At 66.3% G+C, this 25,857-nt stretch carries 35 protein-coding genes and 1 tRNA gene; 5 read left to right on the top strand and 31 right to left on the bottom strand.

The genetic code is table 11. The features are described 5' to 3' along the window. Positions 1–43 precede the first annotated feature (43 nt). From U3A55_RS08025 to U3A55_RS08040, 4 genes are all read left to right on the top strand, one after another. Positions 44–346, top strand: coding sequence for a hypothetical protein (locus U3A55_RS08025; protein WP_330990969.1), 303 nt, complete (start codon positions 44–46; stop codon positions 344–346). Then, positions 347–775 (top strand): type II toxin-antitoxin system VapC family toxin, encoded by a 429-nt coding sequence (locus U3A55_RS08030; protein ID WP_330990970.1) that lies wholly within the window; start codon positions 347–349, stop codon positions 773–775. Between the two features lie 178 nt (positions 776–953). Then, positions 954–3,338, top strand: coding sequence for a bacterio-opsin activator domain-containing protein (locus U3A55_RS08035; RefSeq protein WP_330990971.1), 2,385 nt, complete (start codon positions 954–956; stop codon positions 3,336–3,338). Positions 3,339–3,419: 81 nt separating this feature from the next. Beyond that, the gene (locus U3A55_RS08040; protein ID WP_330990972.1) at positions 3,420–4,079 is read left to right on the top strand and encodes a hypothetical protein; all 660 of its coding nucleotides are present in this window, start codon (positions 3,420–3,422) and stop codon (positions 4,077–4,079) included. On the opposite strand, the gene U3A55_RS08045 is transcribed toward U3A55_RS08040, so the two are convergent. From U3A55_RS08045 to U3A55_RS08075, 7 genes are all read right to left on the bottom strand, one after another. Next, positions 4,076–4,633: a response regulator gene (locus tag U3A55_RS08045; protein WP_330990973.1), complete on the bottom strand. Its 558-nt coding sequence runs from the start codon at positions 4,631–4,633 to the stop codon at positions 4,076–4,078. The two genes, U3A55_RS08040 and U3A55_RS08045, sit on opposite strands and share 4 nt — an antisense overlap. A gap of 143 nt (positions 4,634–4,776) precedes the next feature. Then, positions 4,777–4,846, bottom strand: a tRNA-Pro gene (locus U3A55_RS08050). A gap of 53 nt (positions 4,847–4,899) precedes the next feature. Next, a complete protein-coding gene (locus U3A55_RS08055) occupies positions 4,900–5,769 on the bottom strand; it encodes an RNA-guided pseudouridylation complex pseudouridine synthase subunit Cbf5 (protein WP_442978291.1) in 870 nt (289 codons plus the stop codon). Further along, on the bottom strand, positions 5,766–6,344 hold the full coding sequence (gene cmk / locus U3A55_RS08060) for a (d)CMP kinase (RefSeq protein ID WP_330990975.1): 579 nt from the start codon (positions 6,342–6,344) through the stop codon (positions 5,766–5,768). The genes U3A55_RS08055 and cmk overlap by 4 nt, the downstream gene beginning before the upstream one ends. 44 nt (positions 6,345–6,388) lie before the next feature. Continuing rightward, the gene (locus U3A55_RS08065; RefSeq protein ID WP_330990976.1) at positions 6,389–7,276 is read right to left on the bottom strand and encodes a DUF106 domain-containing protein; all 888 of its coding nucleotides are present in this window, start codon (positions 7,274–7,276) and stop codon (positions 6,389–6,391) included. Positions 7,277–7,330: 54 nt separating this feature from the next. Then, positions 7,331–7,975: an adenylate kinase gene (locus U3A55_RS08070; protein WP_330990977.1), complete on the bottom strand. Its 645-nt coding sequence runs from the start codon at positions 7,973–7,975 to the stop codon at positions 7,331–7,333. 47 nt (positions 7,976–8,022) lie between these two features. Then, a complete protein-coding gene (locus U3A55_RS08075; protein ID WP_330990978.1) occupies positions 8,023–10,401 on the bottom strand; it encodes an amino acid permease in 2,379 nt (792 codons plus the stop codon). Positions 10,402–10,494: 93 nt separating this feature from the next. On the opposite strand from U3A55_RS08075, the gene U3A55_RS08080 reads away from it, so the two are divergent. After that, positions 10,495–11,229 (top strand): Lrp/AsnC family transcriptional regulator, encoded by a 735-nt coding sequence (locus tag U3A55_RS08080; RefSeq protein WP_330990979.1) that lies wholly within the window; start codon positions 10,495–10,497, stop codon positions 11,227–11,229. Here U3A55_RS08080 and U3A55_RS08085 read toward each other — a convergent pair. The 24 genes from U3A55_RS08085 to U3A55_RS08200 form a co-directional block, all read right to left on the bottom strand. Further along, a complete protein-coding gene (locus U3A55_RS08085; RefSeq protein ID WP_330990980.1) occupies positions 11,219–11,431 on the bottom strand; it encodes a hypothetical protein in 213 nt (70 codons plus the stop codon). The two genes, U3A55_RS08080 and U3A55_RS08085, sit on opposite strands and share 11 nt — an antisense overlap. An 82-nt stretch (positions 11,432–11,513) precedes the next feature. Beyond that, positions 11,514–13,073, bottom strand: coding sequence for a TrkH family potassium uptake protein (locus U3A55_RS08090; RefSeq protein WP_330990981.1), 1,560 nt, complete (start codon positions 13,071–13,073; stop codon positions 11,514–11,516). Continuing rightward, a complete protein-coding gene (gene trkA, locus U3A55_RS08095; RefSeq protein ID WP_330990982.1) occupies positions 13,070–14,404 on the bottom strand; it encodes a Trk system potassium transporter TrkA in 1,335 nt (444 codons plus the stop codon). Before trkA ends, U3A55_RS08090 begins: the two co-directional genes overlap by 4 nt. A gap of 104 nt (positions 14,405–14,508) precedes the next feature. Beyond that, positions 14,509–15,972 carry a preprotein translocase subunit SecY gene (gene secY, locus U3A55_RS08100; protein WP_330990983.1) on the bottom strand — a complete coding sequence of 488 codons (1,464 nt, stop codon included), beginning with the start codon at positions 15,970–15,972 and terminating at the stop codon, positions 14,509–14,511. Positions 15,973–15,975: 3 nt separating this feature from the next. Further along, the gene (locus U3A55_RS08105) at positions 15,976–16,437 is read right to left on the bottom strand and encodes an uL15m family ribosomal protein (RefSeq protein ID WP_330990984.1); all 462 of its coding nucleotides are present in this window, start codon (positions 16,435–16,437) and stop codon (positions 15,976–15,978) included. Between the two features lie 2 nt (positions 16,438–16,439). Further along, on the bottom strand, positions 16,440–16,904 hold the full coding sequence (rpmD, locus tag U3A55_RS08110; RefSeq protein WP_330990985.1) for a 50S ribosomal protein L30: 465 nt from the start codon (positions 16,902–16,904) through the stop codon (positions 16,440–16,442). Further along, entirely contained in the window at positions 16,904–17,539 is a 636-nt protein-coding gene (locus U3A55_RS08115; protein WP_330990986.1) for a 30S ribosomal protein S5, read from the bottom strand. The genes rpmD and U3A55_RS08115 overlap by 1 nt, the downstream gene beginning before the upstream one ends. A 1-nt stretch (position 17,540) precedes the next feature. Further along, a complete protein-coding gene (locus tag U3A55_RS08120) occupies positions 17,541–18,092 on the bottom strand; it encodes a 50S ribosomal protein L18 (RefSeq protein WP_330990987.1) in 552 nt (183 codons plus the stop codon). Beyond that, positions 18,092–18,541, bottom strand: a complete 450-nt coding sequence (locus U3A55_RS08125; RefSeq protein ID WP_330990988.1) for a 50S ribosomal protein L19e — start codon at positions 18,539–18,541, stop codon at positions 18,092–18,094. Before U3A55_RS08125 ends, U3A55_RS08120 begins: the two co-directional genes overlap by 1 nt. Next, positions 18,534–19,247 (bottom strand): 50S ribosomal protein L32e, encoded by a 714-nt coding sequence (locus U3A55_RS08130; RefSeq protein ID WP_330990989.1) that lies wholly within the window; start codon positions 19,245–19,247, stop codon positions 18,534–18,536. The genes U3A55_RS08125 and U3A55_RS08130 overlap by 8 nt, the downstream gene beginning before the upstream one ends. A 3-nt stretch (positions 19,248–19,250) precedes the next feature. Continuing rightward, positions 19,251–19,784, bottom strand: coding sequence for a 50S ribosomal protein L6 (locus U3A55_RS08135; RefSeq protein WP_330990990.1), 534 nt, complete (start codon positions 19,782–19,784; stop codon positions 19,251–19,253). Further along, complete coding sequence (locus U3A55_RS08140) at positions 19,784–20,176, bottom strand: 30S ribosomal protein S8 (RefSeq protein ID WP_330990991.1); 393 nt, start codon at positions 20,174–20,176, stop codon at positions 19,784–19,786. The genes U3A55_RS08135 and U3A55_RS08140 overlap by 1 nt, the downstream gene beginning before the upstream one ends. A gap of 2 nt (positions 20,177–20,178) precedes the next feature. Then, complete coding sequence (locus tag U3A55_RS08145) at positions 20,179–20,328, bottom strand: 30S ribosomal protein S14 (protein ID WP_145846467.1); 150 nt, start codon at positions 20,326–20,328, stop codon at positions 20,179–20,181. Next, positions 20,325–20,846 (bottom strand): 50S ribosomal protein L5, encoded by a 522-nt coding sequence (locus U3A55_RS08150; protein ID WP_330990992.1) that lies wholly within the window; start codon positions 20,844–20,846, stop codon positions 20,325–20,327. Before U3A55_RS08150 ends, U3A55_RS08145 begins: the two co-directional genes overlap by 4 nt. After that, complete coding sequence (locus tag U3A55_RS08155; RefSeq protein ID WP_330990993.1) at positions 20,843–21,544, bottom strand: 30S ribosomal protein S4e; 702 nt, start codon at positions 21,542–21,544, stop codon at positions 20,843–20,845. Before U3A55_RS08155 ends, U3A55_RS08150 begins: the two co-directional genes overlap by 4 nt. After that, entirely contained in the window at positions 21,541–21,897 is a 357-nt protein-coding gene (gene rplX / locus U3A55_RS08160; RefSeq protein ID WP_330990994.1) for a 50S ribosomal protein L24, read from the bottom strand. Before rplX ends, U3A55_RS08155 begins: the two co-directional genes overlap by 4 nt. Before the next feature lie 2 nt (positions 21,898–21,899). Further along, complete coding sequence (locus U3A55_RS08165; RefSeq protein ID WP_145846457.1) at positions 21,900–22,298, bottom strand: 50S ribosomal protein L14; 399 nt, start codon at positions 22,296–22,298, stop codon at positions 21,900–21,902. Continuing rightward, on the bottom strand, positions 22,298–22,624 hold the full coding sequence (locus tag U3A55_RS08170) for a 30S ribosomal protein S17 (protein ID WP_330990995.1): 327 nt from the start codon (positions 22,622–22,624) through the stop codon (positions 22,298–22,300). The genes U3A55_RS08165 and U3A55_RS08170 overlap by 1 nt, the downstream gene beginning before the upstream one ends. After that, entirely contained in the window at positions 22,615–23,052 is a 438-nt protein-coding gene (locus tag U3A55_RS08175; RefSeq protein ID WP_330990997.1) for a ribonuclease P protein component 1, read from the bottom strand. Before U3A55_RS08175 ends, U3A55_RS08170 begins: the two co-directional genes overlap by 10 nt. A 4-nt stretch (positions 23,053–23,056) precedes the next feature. Continuing rightward, positions 23,057–23,257, bottom strand: a complete 201-nt coding sequence (gene rpmC, locus U3A55_RS08180) for a 50S ribosomal protein L29 (RefSeq protein ID WP_330990998.1) — start codon at positions 23,255–23,257, stop codon at positions 23,057–23,059. Further along, on the bottom strand, positions 23,257–24,243 hold the full coding sequence (locus U3A55_RS08185) for a 30S ribosomal protein S3 (protein ID WP_330990999.1): 987 nt from the start codon (positions 24,241–24,243) through the stop codon (positions 23,257–23,259). The genes rpmC and U3A55_RS08185 overlap by 1 nt, the downstream gene beginning before the upstream one ends. After that, positions 24,243–24,713 (bottom strand): 50S ribosomal protein L22, encoded by a 471-nt coding sequence (locus U3A55_RS08190; protein WP_330991000.1) that lies wholly within the window; start codon positions 24,711–24,713, stop codon positions 24,243–24,245. The genes U3A55_RS08185 and U3A55_RS08190 overlap by 1 nt, the downstream gene beginning before the upstream one ends. Positions 24,714–24,715: 2 nt before the next feature. Then, complete coding sequence (locus U3A55_RS08195) at positions 24,716–25,138, bottom strand: 30S ribosomal protein S19 (RefSeq protein ID WP_145846446.1); 423 nt, start codon at positions 25,136–25,138, stop codon at positions 24,716–24,718. A 1-nt stretch (position 25,139) separates the two neighbouring features. Further along, positions 25,140–25,856 carry a 50S ribosomal protein L2 gene (locus U3A55_RS08200; protein WP_330991001.1) on the bottom strand — a complete coding sequence of 239 codons (717 nt, stop codon included), beginning with the start codon at positions 25,854–25,856 and terminating at the stop codon, positions 25,140–25,142. Position 25,857 lies beyond the last annotated feature (1 nt).

Below are 25,857 nucleotides of genomic sequence, written 5' to 3' on the forward strand. Positions count from 1 at the left end.
CGGTGGGCGAATGCTTTTACGCGATACCGGTGTACTCTCGGGTATGAGTGGAACCGACTCGGAATCGACGACGGCGGTGAGCGCTGAGGACGTGCTCGAAGTCGTTGAGACGATGGAGCCGCCGGTGGTGACGACGAGCGATATCTCGAACGTGCTCGGCTGCTCGACGGACGACGCCCGGGCGCGCCTGAACGCGCTTCACGAGCGTGGGCTGGTGCGGCGGCGGAAGACGAGCGGTATCGTGCTCTGGTGGGTGCCGCGCGGGGACGCCGAGCGCCCCGACCCTATCGACATGGGGGAGACGAACGCGCTCGGCGAGACTGAAGCATCGTACACGCGGAACTGAATGGTTCGGGCTGTCGTCGACGCGAACGTTCTTTTCGCGGACCGAAGCCGCCGTGACGCGTTCCACGACCGAGCGAGCGGGATTATGGACGCGGTCGACCGGGGGGACCTCCCGCTCGTTCACGTGCTTTCACAGAATCTGATGGAGGCACTGGCGTCGATTCAGAAGAACACGACCTGGGGGAGAGCGGTTGAAACGTTCCAGTACCTCGAAGACAGCAAGAACATCGAACTCGTTCATCCGACCGAATCGGATCAGGCGGACGGACAGGTGATATTCCTTCGAGAGCGAAATCTCGAACTCGCGGACGCTGTAACGGCGGCGTACATGAACCGAGTCGGAATCGAGTACGTCTACAGTTTCGACGACGATTTCGACCGGTTCGACACGATTACACGGCTATCGACTGCGGACAATCCGTACACGTAGCGATGGATAGGTCGGAATAGGTCCGTGTTGAGTACCGGTAGCGGTCACACCCGCAGCAGTCTTCCCCGTTGTTTTCACTCGGCGTAGTGGCGACGCCCCCATGGAGTGGTTGGTTTCGCTGAGTGTGTGTCACACAGAGAAGAATAAGGGTTTACGTGGCGGGTAGGTACTGGGCGGTATGAGCGACGATCTCCGGGTGCTCGTCGTGGACGACGACGAGGCGTTCCTGTCGGTGACCGTGGAGTTCCTGGAGCGGAGTGGCGTGGACGTGGTGGCGGAGACGAGCGCGAGCGCTGCGCTCGACCGGCTCGGGGAGGGGTTTTCGTGCGTGGTGAGTGATTACGAGATGCCGGAGGTGGACGGCCTCGAACTCCTGAAGGAAGTGCGTGCGGAGCGTCCGGAGTTGCCGTTCGTGCTGTTGACGGGGGCGGGGAGCGAGGACGTGGCGAGCGAAGCCATCAGTCTCGGCGCGACGGACTACGTGCAGAAGCGCCCCGGACGGGGGCAGTTCGACATCCTCGTGAACACGGTGGTGAACGCGGCGGAGGCGTACGAGACGCAGCGGGAGTTGGCGGCGAGCCGGGCGTTCGTGGAGGACGCGGTGGAGGCGGTGCGGGACGTGTTCTTCGTCGCGGACCGCTCGGGGACGGTGACGCACTGGAACTCCCGACTGGAGGACGTGATGGGCGTCTCCGACCCGGGCGAGGTGGACCCGGAGTCGTTCGTCGCGCCGGACGACCGGGCGGCCGCGGCGGAGGCGTTCGAGATGGCGATAGCGGAGGGGAGTGCGCGCGTCGACGCGACGGTGCGGGCGAAAAACGGCGAGGTGCCGTACGAGTTCACGTTCTCCCGCATCACGGACGACGACGGCCGGGTGACGCACGTCGCGGGCGTCGGGCGGGACGTGAGCGAGCGCGTGGCGCGCGAGCAAGCGGTGGCGACGCTGCACGAGACGACGCGCGCGCTCATCGCGGCGGAGACGCCGATGGACGTGTTCGAGCACGCGGTCGCGGCGGCGGACAGTCTGCTCGGGCTGTCCCGGACGGCGTTCTATCGGTGGGACGCCGACGAGCGCGCGCTCGTCGCGGCGGCCGGTGATGGGTCGACCGACGACCTGCCCGTGCTGGGGGACGACTCCCCGGTGTGGGCGGCGTTCGTCGCGGAGGAGACGCACACCGTGGCGGCCGCGGACGTGTTCGACGGACCCGAGACGCTGGTGGTGTCCGTCGGGTCGCACGGCGTGCTCGTCGCGGGCTCGGACGCGGACGGCTTCGACGACGGGGACGTGACGGTGCTGGAGGTGCTCGCGGCGAACACGGCGGCCGCGCTCGACCGGCACGACCGGGAGGCCGCGCTGCGCGAGCAGGAGCGCGAGCTCGCGGCGAAAACCGAACGATTGGAGGAAGTGAATCGCACGAACACGCTGGTGCGGCGGACACAGGCTGGACTCCTGGGGGCGTCGAGCCGGGAGGACGTGGAGCAGTCGGTGTGCGAGTCGCTGACGGCGGACGACGAGTACGTGTTCGCGTGGACGGGCACCCTGGAGGACGGCGAGGTGTCGCCGCGGGCGTGGGCGGGCGCGGGCGAGTCGATACTGGACGCGCTCGCGGTGGAGGACGCGACGGCGTCGCCGGCGTGGCGCGCGGTCGAGCGCGACGAACCGGTGGTCGTATCCGAGCTGGTGGCGGCGGCGGGCGGCGGGTGGCGGCGGCGCGCGCTCGCGGCGGGCGCGGCGTCCGCGGCGGCGTTCCCGCTGTCGTTCGGCGGCGGGTCGTACGGCGTGCTCGTCGTGTACGGCCGGCGCGCGAACCAGTTCGGTCGCGAGGAGCGCGAGATACTGGGCGAGCTGGCGGCGACGGTTGCGAGCGCGATAAACGCGGCCGAACGCAAGGAAGCCCTCGTCACGGGTGGGGACGTGGAGGTGGCGTTCCGGGTGCCGGACGCGACGGGGCCGGTGTCCGCGATGGCGCGGCGGACGGGCGCGACGTTCGACCTGGAGGAGGTCGTGTCGAAGGACGACGGGTCGTGGCTCGTGTACGTCGCGGCGGCCGATGTCGACCCCGCGGCGGTGTCGGCGGCGGCGGACGCGCTCGTGTCCGTGGAGTCGGCGGACGTGTTCGACGCGGACCGCGAGCGCGCGCTCGTCGGCCTGGTGGTGTCGGAGTTCCCGGCGGTGGACGTGCTGGCGGCGCACGGCGCGTCCGTGCAGTCGCTCGCGGCGACCCCCCAGGAACTGGAGGTGGCGGTGACGGTGCCGCGGACGCGGTCCGTGCGAGAGCTGGTGGCCGCGTGCGAGGAACGCCTGCCGGGCATCGAACTGGTGCGGCGCTCCCAGCGAGCGTCCCAGCCGACGGTGCTCGTGGAGGCGTTAACGGAGAAACAGCGAACCGCGCTTAAAACGGCGTACGAGCACGGGTTCTTCTCGTGGCCGCGCGAGCACACGGGCGAGGAGGTCGCGGACGCGATGGGCGTGAGCGCGCCGACGTTCCACCAGCACCTCCGGAAAGCGCTCGGCACGGTGTTCGCGGAGGCGTTCGGCGAGCACGCCGACCTAAACGATTAGGGTCAGGGGCGGTCGCGTTCGATATGGTTCGGCAGTAACACTTGGCCGAGCCGTGAGAGATGTTCAGGCGAGCGACGACCAATGACCCTGAATCAGTCCGCGCGGAACGCACGCGCCACGCCGACACCCGAACAGCGGCCGGCCGACGACGCCGCAGTCCTGTTCGAGTCGGTCAAGCAAGCGCTCCATGCGGAGGCGCTCGCGTCCCCACCGGAGGGCCGCCATCTCGCGCAGTGGATTCGGGGAGAACTCCGCCAAGCACTCGGGAACGTTTCCGTGACCGTGCAGAACGGAAGCGGGGACTGCGACCTGCTCATAGAGAACACCATCGGCGTCGAACTCGTTGACGGCCTCGCCGCGTACGGCCACGCGGGCATCCACCGCCACCTCGAAACCGTCGGCCGCGACTGCGACTACCTCATCGTGTTCGTGCACGAACTCCCGAGCGACGCCCGGGACGCGTGGTGGATGGTGAAACGACGCTGCACGCCCCACGGCCTCGGCGTCACGGACATCGCGTTCGTCAAACCCGACGCCGGAGAGACAACGGCGACACAGCGCTCCCCGCTGACAGCGTGGCTCCTCCTCGCGCCCGCGCTGGTGTTCATCACCGCCTACCTCGCGGTGGGGCTGGCGAAGGCCGCGCACATCGCGAGCCATCCGATGTTGACGCTCATCGTCCCGGCTATCGGCGCAGTCTGCTTCCTCGCACTCGTTCTGAAGTGCTTTGGCGACACCTAGGCGAGGTCGCGGAACAGCACGCGAACCGCGTTCGGATCCGTCGTCCCCGCAGTCGGCCCCACCCGTTCCTGAAGGGCTTCGAACTCCCCGCAGAGCGCGGCGTACCGCTCGTCGCTCGCGAGTTCGGCCGGTGATTTCGCGGCCTCCAGGGACGCCTTCGCCGCGGCCGTCTGATAGTACGCACGGACGTCCCCCGGGTAGTCGTGGAGGTCGACAAGCCGCTCGACGGTTTCGACGAGCACGTCACGCTCGACCGGCTTCACGAGGTAGTCGTCGAACCCCAGCGAAACCACGTCGGTGTCGGGTTCCACGCCCGTAACCATCGCGACACGACAGGGGAGGTCGCGCTCGTCGATCATCGCGAGCAGGTCGTCACCCGAACCGTCCGGAAGCCGGCGGTCGAGCAACACGACAGCCACCGTGTCATCGATAATATCGCGGGCCGCAGCGAGCGTGTCGGCCGTCCGAACGTCGTACGTGTCGGCGAGCCAGGCCGTGTAGAGGTCGCGGACGGAGTGCTCGTCCTCGACAACGGCGACGGTATTTCGGGACACGCGATACCCGAACATACCGGCGAGACTGATAAAAGCCTTCTACCAAATATCGTAAAACGACCGACGAAACGCCCAATACACACGGTTCTGGGCCGCGTGCATGGATCCGTCGCAGCCGCTCTGTGGCAATGAATACTGAAAAGTGGGCCCGCCGAGATTCGAACTCGGGTCCGACGCACCCCATGCGCCGAGGATACCGCTACCCCACGGCCCCACACGTGTTTCGAGGGGTGGCCGGGGGTTAAGGGCTTCGTTTCGCGCGCCACCTAGACGAGAACGCGTTCGAGCGTGACGGCCTCGCCGGAATCGGCGTCGATGTCGCTTGTGGCGCGGCCGAGGCAGACGGCGGACCCGTTCGGGGTGCAGCAGGCGACGAGCGCGCCGGGGTCAGGGTCGTCGTGGTCGATGACGCCGGGCGCGTAAACGGGCGCACCGTTCGCGACTTCGCGCGCGGCCGAGGGCGCAATGGTGACGTGGGGGAGGTGGACGAGCGCGTTTTCGGCGGGCTGGACGACACCGCGAATCCAGTCCTCGGTGCCGCGGTCGCGCCACTCCGCGAGCGCGTCCACGTACTCGTGCATCGTCACGAGGTCCGTGTCGTCGAACGGGCCAGTGGACGTGCGGCGGAGGTGGCCCATGTGGCCGCCCGTCCCGAGCGCCAGCCCGATGTCGTGGCAGAGCTTCCTGACGTACGTTCCGCTCTCGCACTCGATGCGGAGGAGCGCTTGGCGTTCCTGAACGTCCAGCACGTCGAGCGCGTAGACTTCGCGGACGCGAAGCCTGCGCGCGACCGCCGACTTCCGCGGGGGTTTCTGGTAGAGCGGTCCCTCGAACTCAGCGACCACGTCGCGGAGGTCGGCCGGTGCGTCGTCGTGCAGTTCGAGCACGGCGACGTACTCCTTCGACCCCTCGAGGAGGGCGGGTGCGAGCCGGGGCGCAGCCCCCGTGAGTACGGGGAGGCAGCCCGTGACCTTCGGGTCGAGCGTGCCCGCGTGCGCGGCTTTCTCCACGCCTGCGAAGTCCCGCACCCACGCCGACACCTCGTGCGCGGACGGCCCCGGCGGCTTGTCGAGGTTCACAACCCCGAATTCGAGCAGGCTCTCGACCGACCGGTCCGTTGGTGGTGCGCGCATCAGAACTCGTACGTGACGCCATCCACGGGTGTCGACCCCTCGTCCAGGTCGGGATTGTAGCCCTCGGCGGCCGCGAGCAGGAGGTCGAGCGTCGCGTCCTCCCCCCAGCGCGCCGTGTTCACGGCGAGGTCGTAGATGGAGTGGTCCTCGAAGTCGATACCGTAGTACTCGCGGTAGCGCGCGGTCTCCGACGCCTCGCGCTCCTCCGTCTCCGCGAGCGCGTCGCTCACGGGCTTGTCCTCGCGCTCCGCGATGCGCTCCGCGCGAATTTCGAGCGGCGCGTCCAGCCAAAACTTCAGGTCGGCGTACTCGCCCGCCATCCAGCCCGACAACCGGGATTCGAGCACGAGGTCGTCGTGCGTTCGCGCCGTCTCCCGCAACTGCTGGTCGAGGTCGCGGTCGATCTGGTCGTCCGACTCCGCGAGTTCGTTGAACTCCGCGAGGGAGAGCCCGCGCTCGTCCGCGAGCGCCCGGAAGATATCGCCGCCGGAGACGTGCTCGTAGTCCAGTGCGTCCGCCAGCCCGGCGGCGTTCGTGGACTTCCCGCCCCCCGGCGGGCCCGAGATAGTAATCAACATATCAGTCCTCGGCCCGCGCGAAGTAAAGAGGTTGTGAACCGCCGTCAGGCCGTGTCCGGACCAGTCTGGACGTTGAGCGCCTTCCGGAGGATTTGGCCGATACTCATCGTGCAGAAGAAGTACCAGACGATCCACGCCGGGAAGAACCCGGCGACGCCGTCCAGGAGTTCGAGCTTGCCGAACATCGGGAGGACGAGATATCCCTCACCGCCGTCGACGTGGCCCGCGAGCAGCATCCAGTACATCCAGAGGAACACTGGGATGGTGATGAGCATAATCCAGACCATCGGCCGGAACTGCTGCTTGAACATCCCGAGCTGGTCGCCCATGAGATCCATCTGTTCCTCCCGGAGCTGTTCGAGGCGCTCGTCGTTGTCGTTCGCGCGCGCCTCCTTCTGGGCGTCCTGAATCTCCTGCATGCGCTCCTGGTGTTCGCCCATCCCGGACATGTCCATGAGGTTGTCCTGGAGGATGGTGGAGTAGAGACCGGTGAGGGTCGCGAGCACGAGGATGACGAGGTAGAACGGCAACATCGCGTCGAGCGGCCCGAGAAGCACGTCGAGCGCACCGCCGACGGTGTTCCGAACGCTGTTGATGGAGTAGCCGGCCATCATCGCGACGGCACCGACGGCCGCCATCTTATCCCACTGCGACCAACTGGACTCCTCGTCGTCTTCGACTTCGACGTCCTCGGAGAGCGCCTCACGGATTTCGTCCGTGTCAGCGAGCCGGAACCCGTCGGCGGCGTCCTCCAGCACGCCTTTCTCGATGAGGCGACCCCACTGCCCGGTCGTCACGTCCTCCTTCACGTTCCGCCACTTCAGAACGTCCTCGTCGCCCTCCTCCTGCTGGTCGAGGAGGCGCTCGAGGGCGTCCGCCAGTTCGGGGTCCTCGCGGACGAGCGACCGGACTGTCTGTTCGGTTCGAGCCATCTACCTAAAGCGTCTGCAGCGGGCGTTCATCAACCTGTCCCTACTCGCTCGCGGTTACGCGTCGAGGTGGTCGTCGACGACGTCCTCCACGTCCGCCCAGACCTCGTCCGGCGTCTGCTCGCCGTCGATTTCGACGAGCAGGCCGGCGTCACGGAAGTAGTCGATGACGGGCTGTGTGTTCTCCTCGTAGACGCTGATGCGTTCGCGCGCGGTCTCCTCCGTGTCGTCGTCGCGCTGGTAGAGGTCGCCGCCGCATTCGTCACAGACACCCTCCTCCGCGGGCGGGTTGAAGTCGACGTGGTAGGTCGCGCCGCACTCCTCGCAGACGCGGCGGCCGGTGAGCCGCCGGACGAGCTCGTCGTCGGCCACGTCGAGGTAGAGCACGACGTCGAGGTCGGTGATGTCGTCGAGGTACTCGGTCTGGGACTCGTTCCGGGGGTAGCCGTCGAGCACGAAGCCCTCTGCGTCCTCGATAGCCGCCTTCACGATTTCGTTCACGACGGGGTCCGGAACGAGTTCGCCGGCGTTCATGTACTCCGCGGGCGTGCCGTACTCCGTCTCCATGTGCTTGTTCGCGCGGAGCGCGTCGCCCGTGGTGATGTGCTCGATGCCGTAGTTCTCCGCGAGTCGACGGCTCTGCGTTCCCTTTCCAGCGCCCGGTGCGCCGAGAATGAGAATCCGTGGGTCGGCGTCGGTCATACGTTCGAGTGCCCGCGGCACGGGCATAAAGCGGTCGATTGCGGAAGCTATTCCCAGCGCAGCCAGCGGCGGACGCGGGACGTGATACCGAGATTCCGCTTCGCCATCACCACCGTGGACTCAGCGCGGCGGCCGACTTCCTCGGGAATCGCGCCGAACACGAGCTGCTGGAGCAGTCCCTCGCGGGTCGCGCCGACGAGCGTGAGGTCGTGGTTCGCGGACTCCTCGACGATGGCGTCCGCCACGTCATCGGCCTCGACTTCCGTCACGGTCACCTCCACGTCGCCGAGCGCGGCCTTCACGTTGTCGAGCACGTCCGCCCCAACATCGTCGCCGTCAGAGAGAACGCGGAACAGCGTGACGGGCGCGTCCTCCGAGTGCGCGACAGCGCGCGCGGCCTCGGCGGCGAGTTCGCCGTGCGGGCCGCCCGCTGCGGGGACGAGGATGGAGTCCACGGACCCGTCCGCGTCGGCGCCGATTTTCTCGACGAACACGTCGCACGGCGCGCCGGTGACGACGGCGTCCACGTTACTCCCGAGCACGGCGTCACGCCGGCGGCCGCGGCCCCGCCAGCCGAGCAGGACGGCGTCCGAGGACTGCTGTTCGAGCGTGTTCAGGATGGCCGTCGAGACGTCGTGGCCGATGCGGACGGTGCCGGAGACGGGGACGTTCTCGTCCTCCGCGAACGACATCGCCTCGTCGATAACCTCGCGCTTCTCGTCGACGAACGCCCGGCCTTCCGCGATGGGCGTCTGCTGGGGGACGGTGACGACGCTCATCACGAGGATTTCGCCGTCGTTCTCCTGCGCGAGGTCGATGGCGGTCCGCATGAACTGTTCGACGTTCTCCGGGTTCGACACCGGGACGACTACCTGGTACTCGCGGTCCTCGGGCGCGCGTTCCGTGACGACCGCGGGCGTCTGTGCTTCCATGCGTTCGAGTTCGCGCTCACGGGAGTAGCTGTAGTAGACGCCGACGCCGAGCGCGAACCAGATGAGCATCGTGACGAGCGCAACGAACCCCTCGGACTCGGGGCCGAGACCCGGCTGGAGGCCGAGCGACGTGAGGAGGAACGGCGCGAGCAACAGCTGGAAGACGATGCCGAGAATCGGGAGGACGGGCATGAACGGCACCTCGAAGGGACGTTCGAGGTCGGGGCGGTTCTTCCGCATCGCGATGACCGCGACGTTCACCATCGAGAACAGCAGGAGGAACATCACGGACGAGGAGGCTGCGACGGACTCGATGGGGAGTACGATGGCCATCAGGCCGATCATACCGCCGGACGCGAAGATGGAGAGGTAGGGAGAGCGAGTGTCGTCGTGGATGCGCGCGAGGGGGTCGGGGAGGAGTTTGTCCCGACTCATCGAGAACGCGATGCGGGAGGACGCGTAGAGCGTCGCGTTCAGCGCGCTCATCGTCGCGGTCAGTCCGGCGACGAGCAGGAGGGGGAGGCCGTAGGGGACGAACTGGCCGGCGGCCTGAATGATGCCGAGTTCACCCATCTCGCCGAGAAGTTGCCAGGTCGTCCAGTCCGCGGGGGTTCCGGAGACGCCGGCGATTTCGAGGATGTCGGCGGTGATGTCGATGCCGCCGATTGCGGCGAACGCGACGAGGATGTAGATGGGGATGACGACGACGATGGAGTAGAAGATGGCTTTCGGGATGTTCGTCCCGGGGTTCTTCACTTCCTCGCCGGACTGCACGATGATGTCGTAGCCTTCGAACGCGACGTACGTGAATCCCATCGCGGCGAGCACGCCCGTGACGCCGTTCGCGAAGAAACCGCGTTCGCCGAGGAACTTCGTCGTCCAGGTCGGGTCCTTCACGGTCGCGAGCGAGCCGAACACGACGAACACGCCGAGAATAATGACCTTAATCGTGGTGACGACAATACCGATCTGACCGGTCTCCTCCGCACCTCGATAGTTGATGTACGCGAAGAACGCGACGACGAGCGCGGCGAGCGCCTTCGCCAGGACGGAGTGCGTGATGACGCCGAACAGCACGAAGTCGTGGTGGAGCGGGCCGAGGATGACGAGGAACTCGACGAAGAAGGAGCCGAACGTGACGGCGTAGAGCGCGCACGCGACGGCTTGCGCGAACCAGTTCGTCCAGCCGGTGAAGAAGCCCCAGGGGCGGGGGATGGCTTCGGTGACCCAGTTGTACGCGCCGCCCGACCGCGGGAATGCGGCGCCGAGTTCGGCGTAGCTCATCGCGGTGAAAGAGGCGATAATGCCGTTCAGGAGGAACGCGAGCAGGAGTGCGGGGCCGGCGAGACCGGCGGCGAAGCCGGTGAGGGCGAACACGCCCGCGCCAATCATCGCGCCGATACCGATGAACGTGATTCCCCAGAGGCCCATGTCCCTGGAGAGTTCGGCCTCGACGTCGGGGGAGTCGTCGGAGACCTCCGCAGAGTCAGACATACGCCAGACGACGGCCGTCCACGTAAAAAGCGTACTGACTGAAGTCGCGGCCGACGCCGACAGATATTCCGTAATCCGGAACGAGATACAAGTATGAGTTACGAGTTCGACGATATCGACCGGCGTATCATCCACGCGCTCGAACGGGACGCTCGAAACACGAGCGCACCCGACATCGCCGAGGAAATGGACGTCTCCCCGGGGACGGTCCGGAACCGCATCGGGAAGCTGGAGGACGCGGGCGTCATCCGCGGCTACCACGCCGACGTGGACTACGAGCGCGTGGAGGGCCGCCTCACGAACGTCATCACGGCGACGGCGTCGGCGTCGGAACGCGCGCACCTCGCCCAGCAGGCGCTCGACGTGCCGGGCGTCGTGCAGGTGCGCGAGGTGATGAGCGGCCGCGGGAACCTCGCAGTGAAGGTGGTGGGAACGGACACAGAGGACCTCTCGCGGCTCGCGCGGAAGCTGACGAACGTCGGCCTCGACATCGAGGACGAGGCGCTACTGCAGGACGAACACTACCGGCCGTACGGGCCGTTCGGTCCGAACGCGGCCGACGACGCGTCTCGGGAGCCGTTCGGGCACGGGACCGACGACGAAGTTATCGCGGTGACGGTGGAGGCGAACGCCCCTCTCGACGGGAAGACGCTCCAGGAGGCGAACGAGGCCGGGCTCGTCGGTGAGAACGTGCTCGTCGTCGCAGTCGAACGCGAGGGCGCGACCATCACGCCGAAGGGGGACACGACGCTGCGCGCGGACGACCTCGTGAAGGTGTACTCCTCGACGAGCGTCCCCACGGACACGCTCGAGGCGTTCAGAGCGTGAGTTCGACCGCGGTTCGCTCGCCGCAGTCGGGACAGCGGAGCCGGTAGACGGTCGTGTCGCGGCGGGCGTGCCGGCCGACGGAGGTCCGCCACGCGCTCCCGAGGAGCGTGCCCGTGAACCCGCAGTCCGCGCAGGTCTCGGTCGTGTCCGCGATTCGCTGCGCGAGCACACGCCGACCGCGTTCCGTGCCAACTCGTGCCATACCACCCTTTGTTGCTCATTCGCCATAAAACACTAGTATTATTCGAGAAGAACCAATTCATTCCCTATATATTGAGTTATCCTCAACTCGACCAGTACGTCCGGGTGAGGAGGACGAGCACGGGGAGAATTTCGAGCCGGCCAACCCACATGAACACGACCATCAGAAGCTTCGCGGGCGCGGAGAACGAGAGATAACTATCCATCGGTCCCGCGAACCCGAACGCCGGGCCGACGTTCCCGACGGTGGAGGCGGTGGCGGCGAGCGACTCGAACACCGTGAGCGGTTCGCCGCCGTGCGTCCCGAACACGGCGACGAGGAACGTCCCGACGAGCACGATACTGAGGTAGAGAAGGGTGAACGCGTGGATTCCCCGCACGGACTTCTCGTCTAGTGCGTGTCCGCCGAGCCGCACGGGCTTCACCGCGTCCGGGTGGACGGTGCTGAACAGCTCTCGCTTGATGGACTTCACGACGACAATCCAGCGAATTATCTTGATTCCGCCGCCCGTGCTGCCCGCGCTCCCGCCGACGAACAGCAACGCGAACAGGAGATACTTCGCAGGCTCCCCCCAGAGCGTGAAGTCCATCGACGCGTACCCCGTGGTCGTGACGATGGCGACGACCTGGAAGGCTGCGTGCCGAAGCGCGGGTTCGACCGCGCCCGCGATGCGACCGACGTTCTCGACGTTCGTGAGTTGGCCCGTGAACAGCAGCCCCGCGGCAATCGCGGTGAGAACGCCGAGCGCGCCCGCGTACGCGCGGAACTCCGCGTCGTCGAGGAGTTCGCGGCCGCCGCCGATGGTGGCGTGCCAGAACAGCGCGAAGTTCGTCCCCGCCGCGACCATGAACGGGATGATGATCCACTGCGCGACCGCGGAGAACGCCTCAATCGAGCGGGCTTCGGGGCTGAACCCGCCCGTCGGGAGCGTGGTAAAACCGTGTGCGACCGCGTTGTAGAGCCCCATGTTCGGCGCGAACCCGAGCTGGTTCGCACCGTAGAGCAGGGTGATTTCGAGCGCGGTGATACCGATGTAGAGCGCCCAGAGCCGCCGTGCGGTCTGCGCGATACGGGGCGTGAGCTTCTCCAGGCCGGGGCCGGGGGCTTCCGCCTCCATCAGCTGCGCACCGCCGACCGAAAGCTGGGGGAGGATTGCGAGCGCGAGCACGACGATACCCATGCCGCCGAGCCACTGCGTCACCTGCCGCCACATCATCAGCGCCCGCGAGTGGTGGTCGAACGAGATGTGCCCCATCACGGTCGCGCCCGTGGTCGTGAACCCGCTCATCGACTCGAACAGCGCGTTCACGGGGTCGGCGAGCGTCGAATCCGGACTCCCCGCGACGACACCCGGGATGCCGTGCGCCTCGACGAGGTACGGGAGGGCGCCGACGACACTCACCGCGAGCCACGTCAACGCAACCATCAGGAACGCCTCCCGTGACCCCATGTCGGGGTCGGCGTCGAATCGCTCCAGAAGCCAGCCCACGCCGAACGCGACCGCGATGGTCGCCACGAACACGGTGACGCCATCGCCGTAGTAGGCCGCGAGCGCGAGCGGGAACAGGAGTGGCACCGAGAGCCACTTCACGACCGTGCCGACCAGGCTGACGCTCGCCCGCCACTCCACCCACGTCCTCATAGCCGGTCTGCGACCTCGTCGTGCGCCTCGCTCGTCACGAGCGCGATCACGTGGTCGCCGGCCTCGATGACCGTGTCGCCGCGCGGCGTGACGAACTCACCGTTTCGCGTGATAGCACCGATGACGAACCCCTTGGGGAGGTCGGCGACCGCCTCCCGAATCGGCCGGCCGACCAGCACGCTGTCCGGGCCGACCTCCACTTCGAGCACTTCGGCCTTCTCGGGCTCGATGATGGCGACGTTCTCCGCGCGGCGCTCGCGCGTGAACCGCGTGATGTCCTCCGCCGTCACCTCCCGCGGGTTCACTGCCACGTCCACGCCGACCGTCTGGAACAGTGGGACGTACTGGGGGTTGTCCGCGACCGCGACCGTACGCGCCGCGCCGACGCGCTTCGAGAGGAGGGAGACGAGCAGGTTCTTCTCGTCCGAATCCAGCATCGACACCACGAAGTCCGCGTCACCGATGTGTTCGCGTTCGAGGAAGTCACGGTCCGTCGCGTCGTGCTGGAGGACGGTCGTGTCCGGCAGGTCCTCCGCGAGTTCGCGCGCCCGCGCCTCGTCCTGCTCGATGAGCGTCGGTGACAGGCCGCGCTCCTCCAACAGCCGCGTCACCTGATAGGCGGCCGTGCTCCCGCCGACCACGACCACGTCATCCACATCCGTCTCCGCGTCCGGCGACACCGCGCCCGCGAACGCCTCCACGCGGTCCGGTCGCCCGATGACGACCACCTGGTCGTTCGGCTCGATAACGGTGTCGCCGCGCGGTAACACGACTTCCTCGTCGCGCACCAGCGCCGCGAACGTCAGCGCGTCGAACGTGTCCGCCTCCGCGACCGTCTGCCCCGCAATCGGGCTGTCCGCGTCGACCTCGAACTCCGCCATCTGCACGAGGCCGTTCGCGAACGGGTCCACGTCCCGCGCCGTCGGCAGTCCGACGATGCGAACGATAGCCTGCGCGGTCAAGAGGTCCGTGCACACCATGAAGTCCACGCCGAACACGCCGCGGGAGCGCTGCCACGTCCGCAGGAACGAGGGCTGCTCCACGCGCGCGATGGTGAACGCGTCCGTGACGGTTTTCGCCGTCCCGCACGCCGCGAGGTTCGTCTCGTCGGCGTCCGTACTCGCGATAACCACGTCTGCGGACTCGACATCCGCCGCTTCGAGGTCGTCCAGCGAAGTGCCGTCCCCCTGAATCGCGAGCACGTCGTGCTCGAACGTCAGGGAGTCCACGCGGTCGCCGTCCACGTCTAACACGACGATTTCGTGCGCGTCCGCGAGACTCCCCGCGATACTCGACCCGACTTCGCCCGCACCGATAACGAGGATGCGCACTCAGCGAACACCCCGAACGTCGTACATACACGTCGACTCGAATCCCGCACAAAAGACAGTTTCGAGCCGCAGGCTACGTATCGCGGAAACGGGTTAAAAAGGAACTACTCGTTCCCGAACATCTGGCGCATCATCGGGTGCATGTCCATCATCTGCTCTTCAGCTATCTCCTCGTACAGCTTGTACGTGATGGAGATGGTGAGCAGGAGGCCGGTCCCGGTGACCTGGCCGATGGTGCCGAGCATGTTCGCCAGGACGGCGAGCAGCCCGACGAGCGCGCCCCCGATAACCGTCACCTGGGGGATGTAGCGCTCCATGACCTTCTCGATGACGCCGACGTTCTGCCGGAACCCGGGAATCTGCATGCCCGAGTTCTGGATCTGTTTCGCGGTCGCCTCCGGACCCATGTCGGCGGTCTCCACCCAGAAGATCGCAAAGATGGCGCCGCCGACGAGCATGAACGTGAGGTCCACGCCGACGCGGAGCGCGATCTCCCACACCTCGTGGGTGGCCGCGCTCTGCCCGAGCCACGGCATCCACTCGCCACGGCTCTGAATCGGGCTGAAGAAGTAGAACAGCCCGTTCACCGCCTGGCCGTCCGAGTAGACGCCGAGCCAGTTCGGCATTCCCGCGTCACCGAGCTGATTGTGCAGGAGGCGGCCGACGAAGCTGATGTTCATCTGGACCGCGCGAACGAGAATCATCGGCAGGACGCTCGCGTAAATGAGCTTCACCGGGAACCGACCCCGTGCGCCCTTCACGCGAGCGTGACTGAGCGGAATCTCGACGCGAACGCTCTCCGCGTACACGACGACGCCGTAGATGAGCGCGGTCGTGAAGATGGAGAGCAGTGCGGCGTCGATGAGCAGGAATCCGAGGCCCTGCGACGTGAGCAGCGGCGGCACCGAGAGCGACCCGGTGATGATGCTGAACCACGTCGCGATGATACCCGCGGACGGGTCGATGATGCCCGTGACGAGGCTCTGCGAGACGCCAGCGACGATGAACAGTCCGATACCGGACCCGACACCCCACTTGGAGACGACCTCGTCCATGAACAGGATGAGGACGCCACCAGCGGCGATCTGGGCGAATATCAGGACCTGCATGCCGAACGAGCCGATGCCGAGCGCCGAGTAGACGGCTTGCTGCGGTGGGAGGTAGTTCCCGAAGAACACCATCGGCAGTCCGGTGAGGACGATCATCGCAATCACGAGGACTTTCTGGAGACCCTGGTAGAGCGCCTGGTCTCGGGGGTCGCTCGTGTCCAACCCGAGGAGGTTCGCCCCACCCAGGAGTTGGAGAACGATGCTCGCCGTGACAATCGGTCCGATACCGAGCTGGAGCACCGACCCCTGCGAGCCCGCGAGCAGGCTCCGGAACCGCCCGTAGGCGTCGTTACCCGCGAGACCGCCTGCACCCCAGACGGGGATGTTCGTCAGGAAGAAGTAAAGGACGAGGATACCAGCCGTCCACGCCAGCTTGCGCTTGAACGGAACGTGTCCTTCCGGTCGCTGGACCGCGGGCATCCGCGTGAGGACCGGTTCAGCAGCCTCCTTCCAGCCCATCGGTTAGTCCTCGTTCTCTTCTTCCGCGCGCTCGGAGAGGACGGCGTCCCCGCCCTCTTCCTCGATGAGTTCGACCGCGGACGCGGTGAACGCGTCCGCCGTGACCTCGAGCTGGTTTCGGACCTGCCCGCCGCCGAGCACCTTCACGGCGTCGGCCTCGTGACCGTCCTCGACCACGTCGCGCGCGTCAATCCGGTACCCGAAGTCCGTCTCCTCCGCGAGACCGTCCGCCGCGAACAGCGCGGCGTCCTCGTCGAGTTCGCGGACGGAGATCTCGAGCACGGTCTCCTGGACCTTCTCGGGGCGCGTGAACCCGTGTTTGCCGAGCGGTTCGTAGTTGTGGAACTCGTGTTTGTCGCGACCGGCGCGCCCACGGCCACCACGATGACCGGCGCCACGCCGGTTCTTGTGACTGCCGCCGCCGTGCGTGCGCGTGCCGCGCTGGCGTCGTTTCTTATCAGTCATTGTTATCGCATCTCCTCGAGGAGGCTGTCCAGCTCCTCTGTGGTGTGCTTGCCGAGCTGGCCGCCGTCGGCCTGCGGCTGCTTGATTCCCTTGTGACCGCCGCGGGGCGGGTGGAGACGGAGGGCGGGCGAGAGACCCTGTTCGCGAAGCGTCGTCTCCTCGTCGAGGAGCGCCGCCGCGAGGTTCTCGACGGAGTCGTACTCCGTGTTCTCCGCGAGCCACTCGTCGTCCACGTCCGCGTCACCCTCCGCGGGTTCCGCGCGCTTCGAGAGCAACGTCACGAGCACGTCCTCGCTGGGCGTGCCGTACGCGACGTAGTCGTTGACCTTCGCGATCATCCCCTGGTAGGTGTCCGTCTCGGGGACGAGCGCGCAGTGGTTCACGCTATGGAGGTTCAGCATGTCGAGCGTGTCCTCCACGGTCTCACGCATGTTCACGTCGCCGCGGAGCTGCACGACTGCCTGCATCACTCGATCACCTCGCGCTTCTCGCGCGTGCGCTCGGGGATGCGTGCCTCCGCCGTGTTCCGGAGCGCGTTGAACGTCGCTTTCGCGAAGTTCACCGTCGTCCGGGTCTTCCCGGACGAGCGCGTCCAGATGTCCTCGATACCGGCGAGGTCGAGCACGTGCCGAACCGTCTCACCGCCCGCGAGACCGAGGCCGCGCGGGGCGGGACGGAGTTCGACTTCGACGCTCCCGGCCTTCCCGGTCGTCTTGAGCGCGACCGTGTGCGGACGCCCACAGCCACACTCCCACGACCCACAGCCGCGGGAAACGTCGATGATGTTCAGTTTCGCGATACCGATCGCCTTCTCGATGGCGCCACCGACCTGGTCGTCACGCCCCTCGGCGTATCCGACGAAGCCGTCGCGGTTCCCGACGACAACCGAGCATCGGAACTTCACGCGGCGGCCGGAGTCCGTCATGCGCTGAACCATGTTGATGTCCAGCACTTCGTCGTCCATCCCCGGAAGGAGAGTGTCGACGATTTCGGGCTCCTTGAGCGGGAGGCCGGTGTTGAGCGCGTCCGACATCGTGTCGATCTCGCCGTCCTGGACGAGGCGACCGAGGCGTGTCTTGGGTTGCCAGCTGTCGTAGCTCATGTTAGTCCTCCGTAATCGTTTCGAGCACGTCGTCGAAGTGCTCGGGCAGTTCCGTGGCGTCGAAATCGCCGCTGTACAGGCCGTCGTCGAGCGACTCCGCGTACTCCGCGATGTGCGAACCGCGAGTACGCTGCCAGTCGGCAAAGACGTCGTCGTTGTGCGGGATGTCGAGGCCGGCGTCGATGGCGCCTTCCTGCATCGCGAAGACCTTCGACCCCTGCGTCGCCGTGTTCAGACCGATGTCGAGGACCGCTTCCTCGAAACCGGCGTCGACGGCTCGCTGCCCGGCCAGAAGGCCGGTGAGGTACGCGCTCGGGAGGTTGCCCGTTGGGGCGTCCCAGCCGTACTCTGCGAGGTCTTCGGACGTCGCGGATGCGACGGTTTCGTCGCCGTTGGGTCCGGTAACGACCAGCTGCGCCGTGACGTGGTTGTTGCTCTTGCGAGCGACAAGCCGGGGTTTCCCCGATTTGAGGAGGCGCAACCTCTGATGGTAGTCGGTCCGGACCTCGCGGCGTCGCCGCATCGGCACCTTATAGCGTGGTCCAGTTGCCATTAGTTTTCACCGTAGTGTTCGTCAATGTACGTTTCGAGGCGTGCGACGCTGTCGAACTCGCCACCGTTCGCCATGTTGTAGAGGTCGCGGTACTGGCTGGGCGTGAGTTCGCCGTCGTCGCGGAGTTCGCGGAGCGTCCGTCGCTGCGCGCGAATCTTCGCCTCCCACTGTTCTTTCTCGTTCTGTCGAGCGCCCGCCTTCCCCTTCCGGGTACCGGGGCCCTTCCGATGGCCGTACGCGCGCTTCTCGTTGCGTTCGCGTGCGCGGCCACGGGAGTTCCCGCGGGCGTCCTTCGACTGAATGATTCCCTCGTCGACGAGTTCGCGGATGTCCTCTCGCGTGATGGCGTCGACGATTTCGCCCTGTTCTTCGGGGTCGAACCAGACGCGGTTCTCACCGACGTCGAGGACGTCGGCTGCGAGCCGCTTCTGTGCGCTCAGGTCACTCATTGTCTCCCTCCACTTCGACTTCCACGTAGGTGGGGTTGAGGACGCGAATCCCGAGGTCTTCCGCCTTGTCCTCGATGGTCTCGCGCTTGCGCCCGCCGACCTTCGAGGCGATGCGGGCGGCTTCCGTGTCGGGGTCGATATCGTCGAGGTCGCTCGCGTTGTGCACGAGAACGTCCTCGAACCCGCTCGGGTGCTTGCCCCGAACGGCGGTCGGAGACCGGAAACCGGCCTGGACCGTGTCGCCCTTGCCCTTGATGCCGCGGCGCTGCTTCGAGAGCGTGCCGCGGGGGCGTCGCCACGACGTGGAGACGCGCTTTTTCTTGTGGTGGTCCTGTCGGTTGAACTGGGGCGTGCCGATACGGTCGCGCTGCGAGAGCAGGCGCTTCGTCTCCTCGTCCAGGTCGGGCGTCTTCTCCGCGTGCCCGCGCGGGACGAGTTCCGTCTCGACTTCCTCCTCCGATTCTTCTTCTTCCGCCGGCTCGGCCTCCTCGACCTCGCCCTCCGTCTCGGACTCGACTTCGAGTCCGCCGACGTCGGCCTTGATACGGGCCGCGAGCGCGTTCCCGACGCCGTCGACGTCGGCCAGTTCGCTCTGGCTCGCCGCCTTCACGTCGTCGATGGTCTCGTAGCCGGCCTCCTTGAGGGCCTCGGCCTTCGACGGGCCGACGCCGGAGATGTCTTCGAGTTCTTGTGGTTCGTCAGCCATGCGTTAGGCACCTCCCGTGGGTTTCTCGACGATGTACACGCCGTCCTGGAAGACGCGCGTGTCCTTGTCCGTCACCCGCGTGAGCTGTTCGATGTCGGCGGCGGTCTGCCCGACGTCCTCCTTGCTGGGGCCGGAGAGGGTGAGTTCCTCGCCGTCCACCTGGACGTCGGTGTCGCCGCGGACAGGCGTTCGTCGGGGCGCGCGCTCACCGAGGAAGTTCTCGATGACCACTTCGTCGCCCTCGACGTTCACCTGCATCGGGAAGTGAGAGTAATGGACTTCCATCCGGTACTCCCAGCCCGCGCTCACGCCGTGGAACATGTTCGAGAGGTGGCTCTCGAACGTCCCCATCGTCGCGGTCGTCTTGCGGTTCTCGGTGTCGCTCTCGATAACGACGAGGTCGCCATCGACGGACACGCTAACGTCGGGATACCAGAGGCGTCGCGTCACGGACCCCTCCGGGCCGTCGACCGTCACGTCGAGGTGGTCGACCTCGACCGTCACGTCGTCCGGGATTTCGAGTTCTATTCGTGCCATTAGTAGACGTATGCGATTACTTGGCCACCGACGCCCTGTTCGCGAGCGTCGTAGTGGCTCATGATGCCGCGGCTGGTCGTCACGACGAGCGTCCCGTAGTCACGGGCGGGGAGGAATCGCTTCTCCCACTTCTCGAAGTCGTCGACGCCCGCGGAGTAACGGGGCTTGACCGGGCCGCACTCGTTGATGGCACCCTTCAGTTCGACCTCGAACGTGCCGCCCTGGCCGTCTTCGACGTATTCGAACCCGTCGATGTACCCGCGGTCGTAGAGGACCTCGAGGACGGAGCCGACCATGTTCGAGGCGGTCGATACCGTGTATGTGAGGTGGCCGACGCTCTCGGAGTTATCGAGTCCCGAGAGGGCGTCGGCGAGTGGGTCTTTTCCTGTCATTGTTAGCTGTACTTCTTGAATCCCATCGTCCGAGCGATCTCGCGGAAGCACTGTCGGCACAGCCAGATGTCGTACTTCCCGACGAGACCCTGATTGCGGCCGCAGCGGCGGCACTCGTGGGACTGACCGGTTTCTTCGTGTTCGTCGCTCATGCGTCCACCTCGACGTCGAAGTTCGCTTCGAGGAACCGGATGGCGTCCTCGGGCGTCAGTCGGTGGTTCGACGGGATTTGTCGCGTGCACGTATCGCGCTTCGACACGCGATACCCGCCGCGGACGAGGTTGACGGTGACGTCAAGCCCGTAAATCCCGACGTTCGGGTCGTACTCCTGGCTCGGGAAGTCCGTGTGTTCCTCGACGCCGAAGCTCACGTTCCCAGTCTTATCGAACTTGGACTCGGTGAGGTTGGCGGGGGGGAGCGCACGGGAGAGGAAGTCCTCCGCGTCGTCGCCGCGGAGCGTGACCTTCGCGCCGATCGGGTCGCCCTGGCGAATCCCGAACTCGGGTTCGGTGCTCTTCGCGGTGGTGCGAACGGACTCCTGACCGGCGATCTCTTCCAGAATCTCTTCGGCGTTCTGGAGGTCGCGGCCACCCTGGCCGACGCCCATGTGGACGACGACCTTCTCGACGCGCGGTTCGCGCATCTCGTTGTCGAACTCGGCTTCACTCATTCGTCATCACCCTCGACGAAGTTCTCGTCGATGACGACGACGTAGTCCTGCACGGTCTCGAACGAGCCGTCGTCGGTGTCGACCACGATGGTGTTGTCCGCGCTACCGGGGGCGACCTGAATCTCGTCGATTTCGCCGATGTCGCCGGCGTGCTGGCCGGCGACGGCGGTGACGAGCGCACCCTCCTCGAAGACGAAGTGCGCGACGACCTCGTTCGTCTCGTTGTCGATGACGACCGAGTCAGTCCCGCTGTACTCGTCCTCGTCGACCAGGATGTTCTGGCCGTCGTGGAGGTTGAGCTGGACGTCGCCACCGCTGACGAGCGTCTTGCCCTCTATCTTCCCGAGTTTCGAACCGGCGGCGTCCTCGTCGATGGCCGTGAGGCCGAGTCGGCCGCCCTCGTCGGGGAACACGCGGTAGTACTCGTCGCGGTCGGGGAACGCGAGGATGTCGAACATCCCGATGGGACGGTTGACATCGTTCACGGTCGCACCGTTGACGAGCACGCCCGCGTTGTTGATGGCGTACTTCGCTTCCTTCTTCGTGTTCACGTACTCGAGCACGTCACGAAGCACGACGACGAGCGGCACGCCGGATTCCCCGTGGGGGCCGGCGGTCGCCTTCGCCGTGAACGTGTCCGTCTTCCGCTCGACGGGCCACGACTTCGGAACGGAGAGTCGTTTCTGGTGTTTCGTCATTCGTTGTCACCTTCGATGCGTTCTGCGCGCACGTCGTCCTCCAGGTCGAGCTCGGTGACGAGGAGGTTGCTCGCGTCCAGGGGACGCGGCACGTCCTCGCCGTCCGCGGCGGCGACCGTCACGTCTTCGACGTAAACGGAGGCGTCGCGCAGGTCGACGTTCGTGACTTCGCCTTCCGTTCCGGCGTAGTCGCCGCGCTGCACCTCGACGGTGTCGCCGGCGTTCACGCGAACGTGACGCTGCCCGTACTCCTCGCGGAGGTCCTCCGCGAGGTGGGCGCGGACCTGTTTCTGTCGCTCGTGGAGGCTCGCGCGCTCCGATCGAGTTCGCTGTTTGCGTGGTTGCTCAGACATATCTATACGATCATCGTCGCGGTGCTTGCGATGCTCCCCCAGCGCTCCGCGACCTCGCGCGTGATCGGGCCCTTGATCTCGGTCCCGCGGGGTTCTTCCATGTCGTCGATGATGACGGCCGCGTTGTCCTCGAACTTCACGCGCTGTCCGTCCGGCCGCCGGATGGACTTGCGCTGCCGCACGATGACGGCTTCGAGGACCTGACGGCGCATCTCGGGCGTCCCCTTCGTGACGGAGACGGTGACCTTGTCACCGACGCCGGCCTTCGGGTGACGGTTCTTCGTCCCCTGGTAGCCGGCGACGCTCGTGATCTTGAGCTCTCGCGCACCGGTGTTGTCCGCACACCGGATGAGCGAGCCCTTCTCAAGACCCTGCGTGACGTCTGCCTTGATTGCTTCCATTAGTCTTCACCCTCCACGAGTTCGACGACCACGTGAGATTTGGTCTTCGAGAGCGGTCGGGTTTCAGCTATACGAACCGTGTCGCCTTCCGTGAGGTCGAAGCACTCGGGTGCATGAACGCTGACGCGGGAGCGTCGCTTCATGTACCGGTCGTACTTCGGCACGAATACGTCGTATTCGCGCTCGACGACGACGGATTTGTCCATGGCCGTACTGGCGACCTCGCCTTCGATGACCTGACCGCGCACGGAAAGGTTTCCGTGGAACGGACAGCTCTCGTCAGCGCAGGTGCCTTCAGGCTCGGATACGTTCAGTCCTATCGCCATTGTGAATTAACTCCTTTCTCTGTTCGCATCGCGGGTCGTGAGAGCAGAACGACTCCATCCACCGTAACGTAGGCCGCGCCGTCGCCCGTAGTTTGGGTCTCCGAATCTGGATCGCCACTGGCGGGTTTCGACGCGGTCCCAGCCGCCTTCGGGGCGGCTGCGGGTTCATCTGTGAGTCTGACCTCTAACGTCGTTCCTACTTTTGGAACGCGCTTCACACCTGAAGAACCTTCGGATTCGCCCTCGGCTCGCGCCTCCGGTCGGTCAGCGCTCGCCCGCTGGGTCGAGCGTGGCTCGACCAGAAGCGTGCGCATAGTCTCGTCGACGATGCGGCCCGCGATACCGACCCGCGAGGGGTCGGTCGAATCGACGACCTCCACGTGGAGGCCGACGAGTTCGTGTCGCGGGAGGTTCTCGGGCGTGAGCATCCCGCTACGCTTCTTCTTCGTTCTGGATCGTTTTGATCCGCGCAATCGTCTTCTTCAGTTCGCTGATGCGACCGGGGTTCTCCGGCGCACCACCCGCTGCCTGCACGGCCTTCGCGTTGAGGAGCTCGGTTTCGAGCTCGTCGAGTTCGGCTTCGCGCTCGGCGGGCGTCATGTCACGGATTTCTTCGACGTGAAGGATAGCCATTATTCCTCACCCTCCTCTTCTTCTTCCTCGTCCATTTCCTCGAGGAGTTCTTCGGCTTCCTCCTCGACACCGGCTTCGAGGTCGTCGAAGTCTTCCTCGTCGACGTCTTCTTCCTCGGCTTCGACGTCAGCCGCGAGCTCGTCGAGTTCCTCCTCGATTGTCTCCTCGGAGTCCGGCGGCGAGGTCGGGCTCGCGCCCTCCTCGGCCTCGACCTCCGCGTCGTCGATTTCTTCCTCGGCGACATCGTCCGGGATGTCCTCGGTCGCGTCCTCGCCGGGCGCTTCGCCCTCGGGACCGCCGAGTTCCTCGTCTTCGGGTTCGCCTTCGAGGAGTTCCTCGACGCTCTCGCCTTCGAGTTCCTCCTCGTCGACGACGAGGTCCGCGATGTCGGCGTCCTCCGCGATTTCGAAGTCGTCGGGGAGTTCGGCGTTCGGCGGGATGATTTTCACGTTCACGCCGATGGTGCCGAGCTTCATCACCGCGACACCCTGGCCGTGGTCGACGATCTCCTCCGCGGGCTCACCGTTGTGCTTGATGTAGCCGCGGTTGAACTTCTCGACCCGGCTGCGGGCGCCGGTGACCTTCCCGCTCAGGACGATTTCAGCGCCGAGCGCGCCGGACTCCATGATGCGGTCGATGGTCGTGTGACCGGCCTTCCGGAAGTACCAGCCGCGTTCGAGCGCGTTGGCGAGACGGTCCGCGACGATCTGCGCGTTCAGGTCGGGTTCGTCGACCTCCTGCACGTCGATCTGTGGGTCCTCGAGGTCGAATCGCTCCTCGAGTTCCGTCGTGATCTTCCGGATGTTCTTCCCGCCCTTCCCGATGACCATCCCGGGCTTCTCGGCCTTGAGGACGATCTGGATTCCCATCGGGGTGGGCGCGAGTTCCATGCCACCGTAGCCAGCGCGCGCGAGCTCTTCACCGAAGAACTCGTCTATCTGGGAGCGCTGAAGGCCCTGTTCGATGAATTCGACTTCGTCTGCCATTATTCACTCACCTCGTCTGGTTTCTCGAGGACGAGTTCGACGTCGACCTCGGGCGTGTTCCACGCGGTCGCACGTCCCATCGCGCGGGGCTTGCGGCCCTGCGTCTCCCCGACCTTGTGCGGGGCGATGTGGGAGACGACCATCGTGTCCGCGTCGAACCCCTGCTGGTCGGCGTTGTTCTTCGCGTTCCCGATAAGACGCAGGAACGCCTTCGACGCCTTCTCCGGGTAGCGACCGGCGTCCCAGCCGTCGATGTCGCTTCGGTGGCCGACGCCGCTGTTGTGCTGCTTGAACGGCACGGACTGTTCTTCCGCGATGACGGCGTCGAGGAAGGATTCGGCCTCGCTCGCCGTCTTGCCCCTGATAGCCTTCGAGATCGCTTTCGAGTGCTTCAGGCTGATCGGCTCCTCGCGGAGCATCGCTTTCGCGGTGGTTTCCGGGTCCGTGTCGACGCTGTAGTTGATCCCCATTGTTATTTGAGCGGCACGAACTTCGAGGAGCGGGTCGCGCCGATACCCGCCTGCCCGTGCTCGACCGAGGTGCGCGTGAGCTGGAACTCGCCGAGGTAGTGCCCGATCATCTCGGGCTCGACCTCGACGCGCTCGAACTCGTGTCCGTCGTAGACGGAGAACGTCAGGCCGACGAACTCCGGGAGAACGGGGAGGTCGCGGAGGTGCGTGCGAATCGGATTGTTCGCGGTCTCCTCCGGCGACTTCTCGCGCGCCTTCTCGACGACCTTCTCCTGCTCGTCGGTCAGGCCACGGGTGATACTTCGCCGCGTACGCGCGGGCAGCAGTTCCGCGACTTCGTCCAGGCTCATGTCCTGGAGTTCGTCGAGGTCGTAGCCGCGGTAGGTGAACTCACCCTCGCGGCCGGTGCGGTATTCCGTACTCATGTTAGTTGCCTCCTCGGCCGGTCCGCTTCGACGCGATGTCCCCGACCTTCCGTCCCGGCGGGGCGTCCCGCGAGACGGACTTCGGACGACCGGGGTGCTGGCGGCCACCGCCACCGAACGGGTGGTCGACGGCGTTCATCGCGACACCGCGGACGCGCGGCCACTTCGTGCCGCGCGATTTCATCTTGTGGTGCTTGTTCCCCGCTTTCACGAACGGCTTCTCGGTGCGGCCGCCACCGGCGACCACGCCGACGGTGGCGCGGCAGTCGGGGGAGAGCCGCTTGACTTCGCCGCTCGGCAGCTGGACGACCGCGGCGTCACGCTCGTGCGTGATGAGGTCCGCGTTCACGCCGCTGGAACGCGCGAACTTCCCGCCGTCGCCGGGCTGACGCTCGACGTTGCACACCGGAACCCCTTCGGGGATTTCGGCGAGCGGGAGCGTGTTCCCGGGTTCGACGGCCGCGGAGACACCGACTTCGAGGGTATCTCCGACGCCCACGCCCTCGCTGGCGAGGACGAGACGCTGGTCGCCGTCGTCGAACTCGACGCGGGCGACCGGCGCGCTGCGCGCGGGGTCGTGCTCGACGTCGACGACCTCGCCGGACAGCACGTCGCTCTCGGGTTTCTTGTGCGACAGTTCAGCCTTGTATCGGTGCGACGGCGCGCGGAAGGTCGACCCGCCGCGCCCGCGTCGCTGACCCTGAATTCTTCGTCCCATT

This window comes from Salarchaeum sp. III (genome assembly GCF_036418315.1).
Classification (GTDB): Archaea; Halobacteriota; Halobacteria; order Halobacteriales; family Halobacteriaceae; genus Salarchaeum.

Excerpts from the sequence above, each read along its gene's own strand:
- U3A55_RS08030 (WP_330990970.1), top strand. The coding sequence starts at position 347 with ATGGTTCGGGCTGTCGTCGACGCGAACGTTCTTTTCGCGGACCGAAGC.
- rpmD (WP_330990985.1), bottom strand. The coding sequence starts at position 16,904 with ATGCAGGCAGTCGTGCAGCTCCGCGGCGACGTGAACATGCGTGAGACC.
- U3A55_RS08075 (WP_330990978.1), bottom strand. The coding sequence starts at position 10,401 with ATGTCTGACTCTGCGGAGGTCTCCGACGACTCCCCCGACGTCGAGGCC.
- U3A55_RS08080 (WP_330990979.1), top strand. The coding sequence starts at position 10,495 with ATGAGTTACGAGTTCGACGATATCGACCGGCGTATCATCCACGCGCTC.
- U3A55_RS08085 (WP_330990980.1), bottom strand. The coding sequence starts at position 11,431 with ATGGCACGAGTTGGCACGGAACGCGGTCGGCGTGTGCTCGCGCAGCGA.
- U3A55_RS08200 (WP_330991001.1), bottom strand. The coding sequence starts at position 25,856 with ATGGGACGAAGAATTCAGGGTCAGCGACGCGGGCGCGGCGGGTCGACC.
- U3A55_RS08175 (WP_330990997.1), bottom strand. The coding sequence starts at position 23,052 with ATGCTCACGCCCGAGAACCTCCCGCGACACGAACTCGTCGGCCTCCAC.
- U3A55_RS08025 (WP_330990969.1), top strand. The coding sequence starts at position 44 with ATGAGTGGAACCGACTCGGAATCGACGACGGCGGTGAGCGCTGAGGAC.
- U3A55_RS08105 (WP_330990984.1), bottom strand. The coding sequence starts at position 16,437 with ATGACTGATAAGAAACGACGCCAGCGCGGCACGCGCACGCACGGCGGC.
- U3A55_RS08165 (WP_145846457.1), bottom strand. The coding sequence starts at position 22,298 with ATGGAAGCAATCAAGGCAGACGTCACGCAGGGTCTTGAGAAGGGCTCG.
- U3A55_RS08120 (WP_330990987.1), bottom strand. The coding sequence starts at position 18,092 with ATGGCAACTGGACCACGCTATAAGGTGCCGATGCGGCGACGCCGCGAG.
- U3A55_RS08070 (WP_330990977.1), bottom strand. The coding sequence starts at position 7,975 with ATGACCGACGCCGACCCACGGATTCTCATTCTCGGCGCACCGGGCGCT.
- U3A55_RS08065 (WP_330990976.1), bottom strand. The coding sequence starts at position 7,276 with ATGGCTCGAACCGAACAGACAGTCCGGTCGCTCGTCCGCGAGGACCCC.
- U3A55_RS08040 (WP_330990972.1), top strand. The coding sequence starts at position 3,420 with ATGACCCTGAATCAGTCCGCGCGGAACGCACGCGCCACGCCGACACCC.
- U3A55_RS08140 (WP_330990991.1), bottom strand. The coding sequence starts at position 20,176 with ATGACAGGAAAAGACCCACTCGCCGACGCCCTCTCGGGACTCGATAAC.
- U3A55_RS08090 (WP_330990981.1), bottom strand. The coding sequence starts at position 13,073 with ATGAGGACGTGGGTGGAGTGGCGGGCGAGCGTCAGCCTGGTCGGCACG.
- U3A55_RS08125 (WP_330990988.1), bottom strand. The coding sequence starts at position 18,541 with ATGAGTGACCTGAGCGCACAGAAGCGGCTCGCAGCCGACGTCCTCGAC.
- U3A55_RS08135 (WP_330990990.1), bottom strand. The coding sequence starts at position 19,784 with ATGGCACGAATAGAACTCGAAATCCCGGACGACGTGACGGTCGAGGTC.
- U3A55_RS08195 (WP_145846446.1), bottom strand. The coding sequence starts at position 25,138 with ATGAGTACGGAATACCGCACCGGCCGCGAGGGTGAGTTCACCTACCGC.
- U3A55_RS08130 (WP_330990989.1), bottom strand. The coding sequence starts at position 19,247 with ATGGCTGACGAACCACAAGAACTCGAAGACATCTCCGGCGTCGGCCCG.
- U3A55_RS08150 (WP_330990992.1), bottom strand. The coding sequence starts at position 20,846 with ATGAGTGAAGCCGAGTTCGACAACGAGATGCGCGAACCGCGCGTCGAG.
- U3A55_RS08190 (WP_330991000.1), bottom strand. The coding sequence starts at position 24,713 with ATGGGGATCAACTACAGCGTCGACACGGACCCGGAAACCACCGCGAAA.
- U3A55_RS08155 (WP_330990993.1), bottom strand. The coding sequence starts at position 21,544 with ATGACGAAACACCAGAAACGACTCTCCGTTCCGAAGTCGTGGCCCGTC.
- cmk (WP_330990975.1), bottom strand. The coding sequence starts at position 6,344 with ATGTTGATTACTATCTCGGGCCCGCCGGGGGGCGGGAAGTCCACGAAC.
- rpmC (WP_330990998.1), bottom strand. The coding sequence starts at position 23,257 with ATGGCTATCCTTCACGTCGAAGAAATCCGTGACATGACGCCCGCCGAG.
- U3A55_RS08115 (WP_330990986.1), bottom strand. The coding sequence starts at position 17,539 with ATGAGCTACGACAGCTGGCAACCCAAGACACGCCTCGGTCGCCTCGTC.
- secY (WP_330990983.1), bottom strand. The coding sequence starts at position 15,972 with ATGGGCTGGAAGGAGGCTGCTGAACCGGTCCTCACGCGGATGCCCGCG.
- U3A55_RS08170 (WP_330990995.1), bottom strand. The coding sequence starts at position 22,624 with ATGGCGATAGGACTGAACGTATCCGAGCCTGAAGGCACCTGCGCTGAC.
- U3A55_RS08035 (WP_330990971.1), top strand. The coding sequence starts at position 954 with ATGAGCGACGATCTCCGGGTGCTCGTCGTGGACGACGACGAGGCGTTC.
- U3A55_RS08145 (WP_145846467.1), bottom strand. The coding sequence starts at position 20,328 with ATGAGCGACGAACACGAAGAAACCGGTCAGTCCCACGAGTGCCGCCGC.
- rplX (WP_330990994.1), bottom strand. The coding sequence starts at position 21,897 with ATGTCTGAGCAACCACGCAAACAGCGAACTCGATCGGAGCGCGCGAGC.
- U3A55_RS08185 (WP_330990999.1), bottom strand. The coding sequence starts at position 24,243 with ATGGCAGACGAAGTCGAATTCATCGAACAGGGCCTTCAGCGCTCCCAG.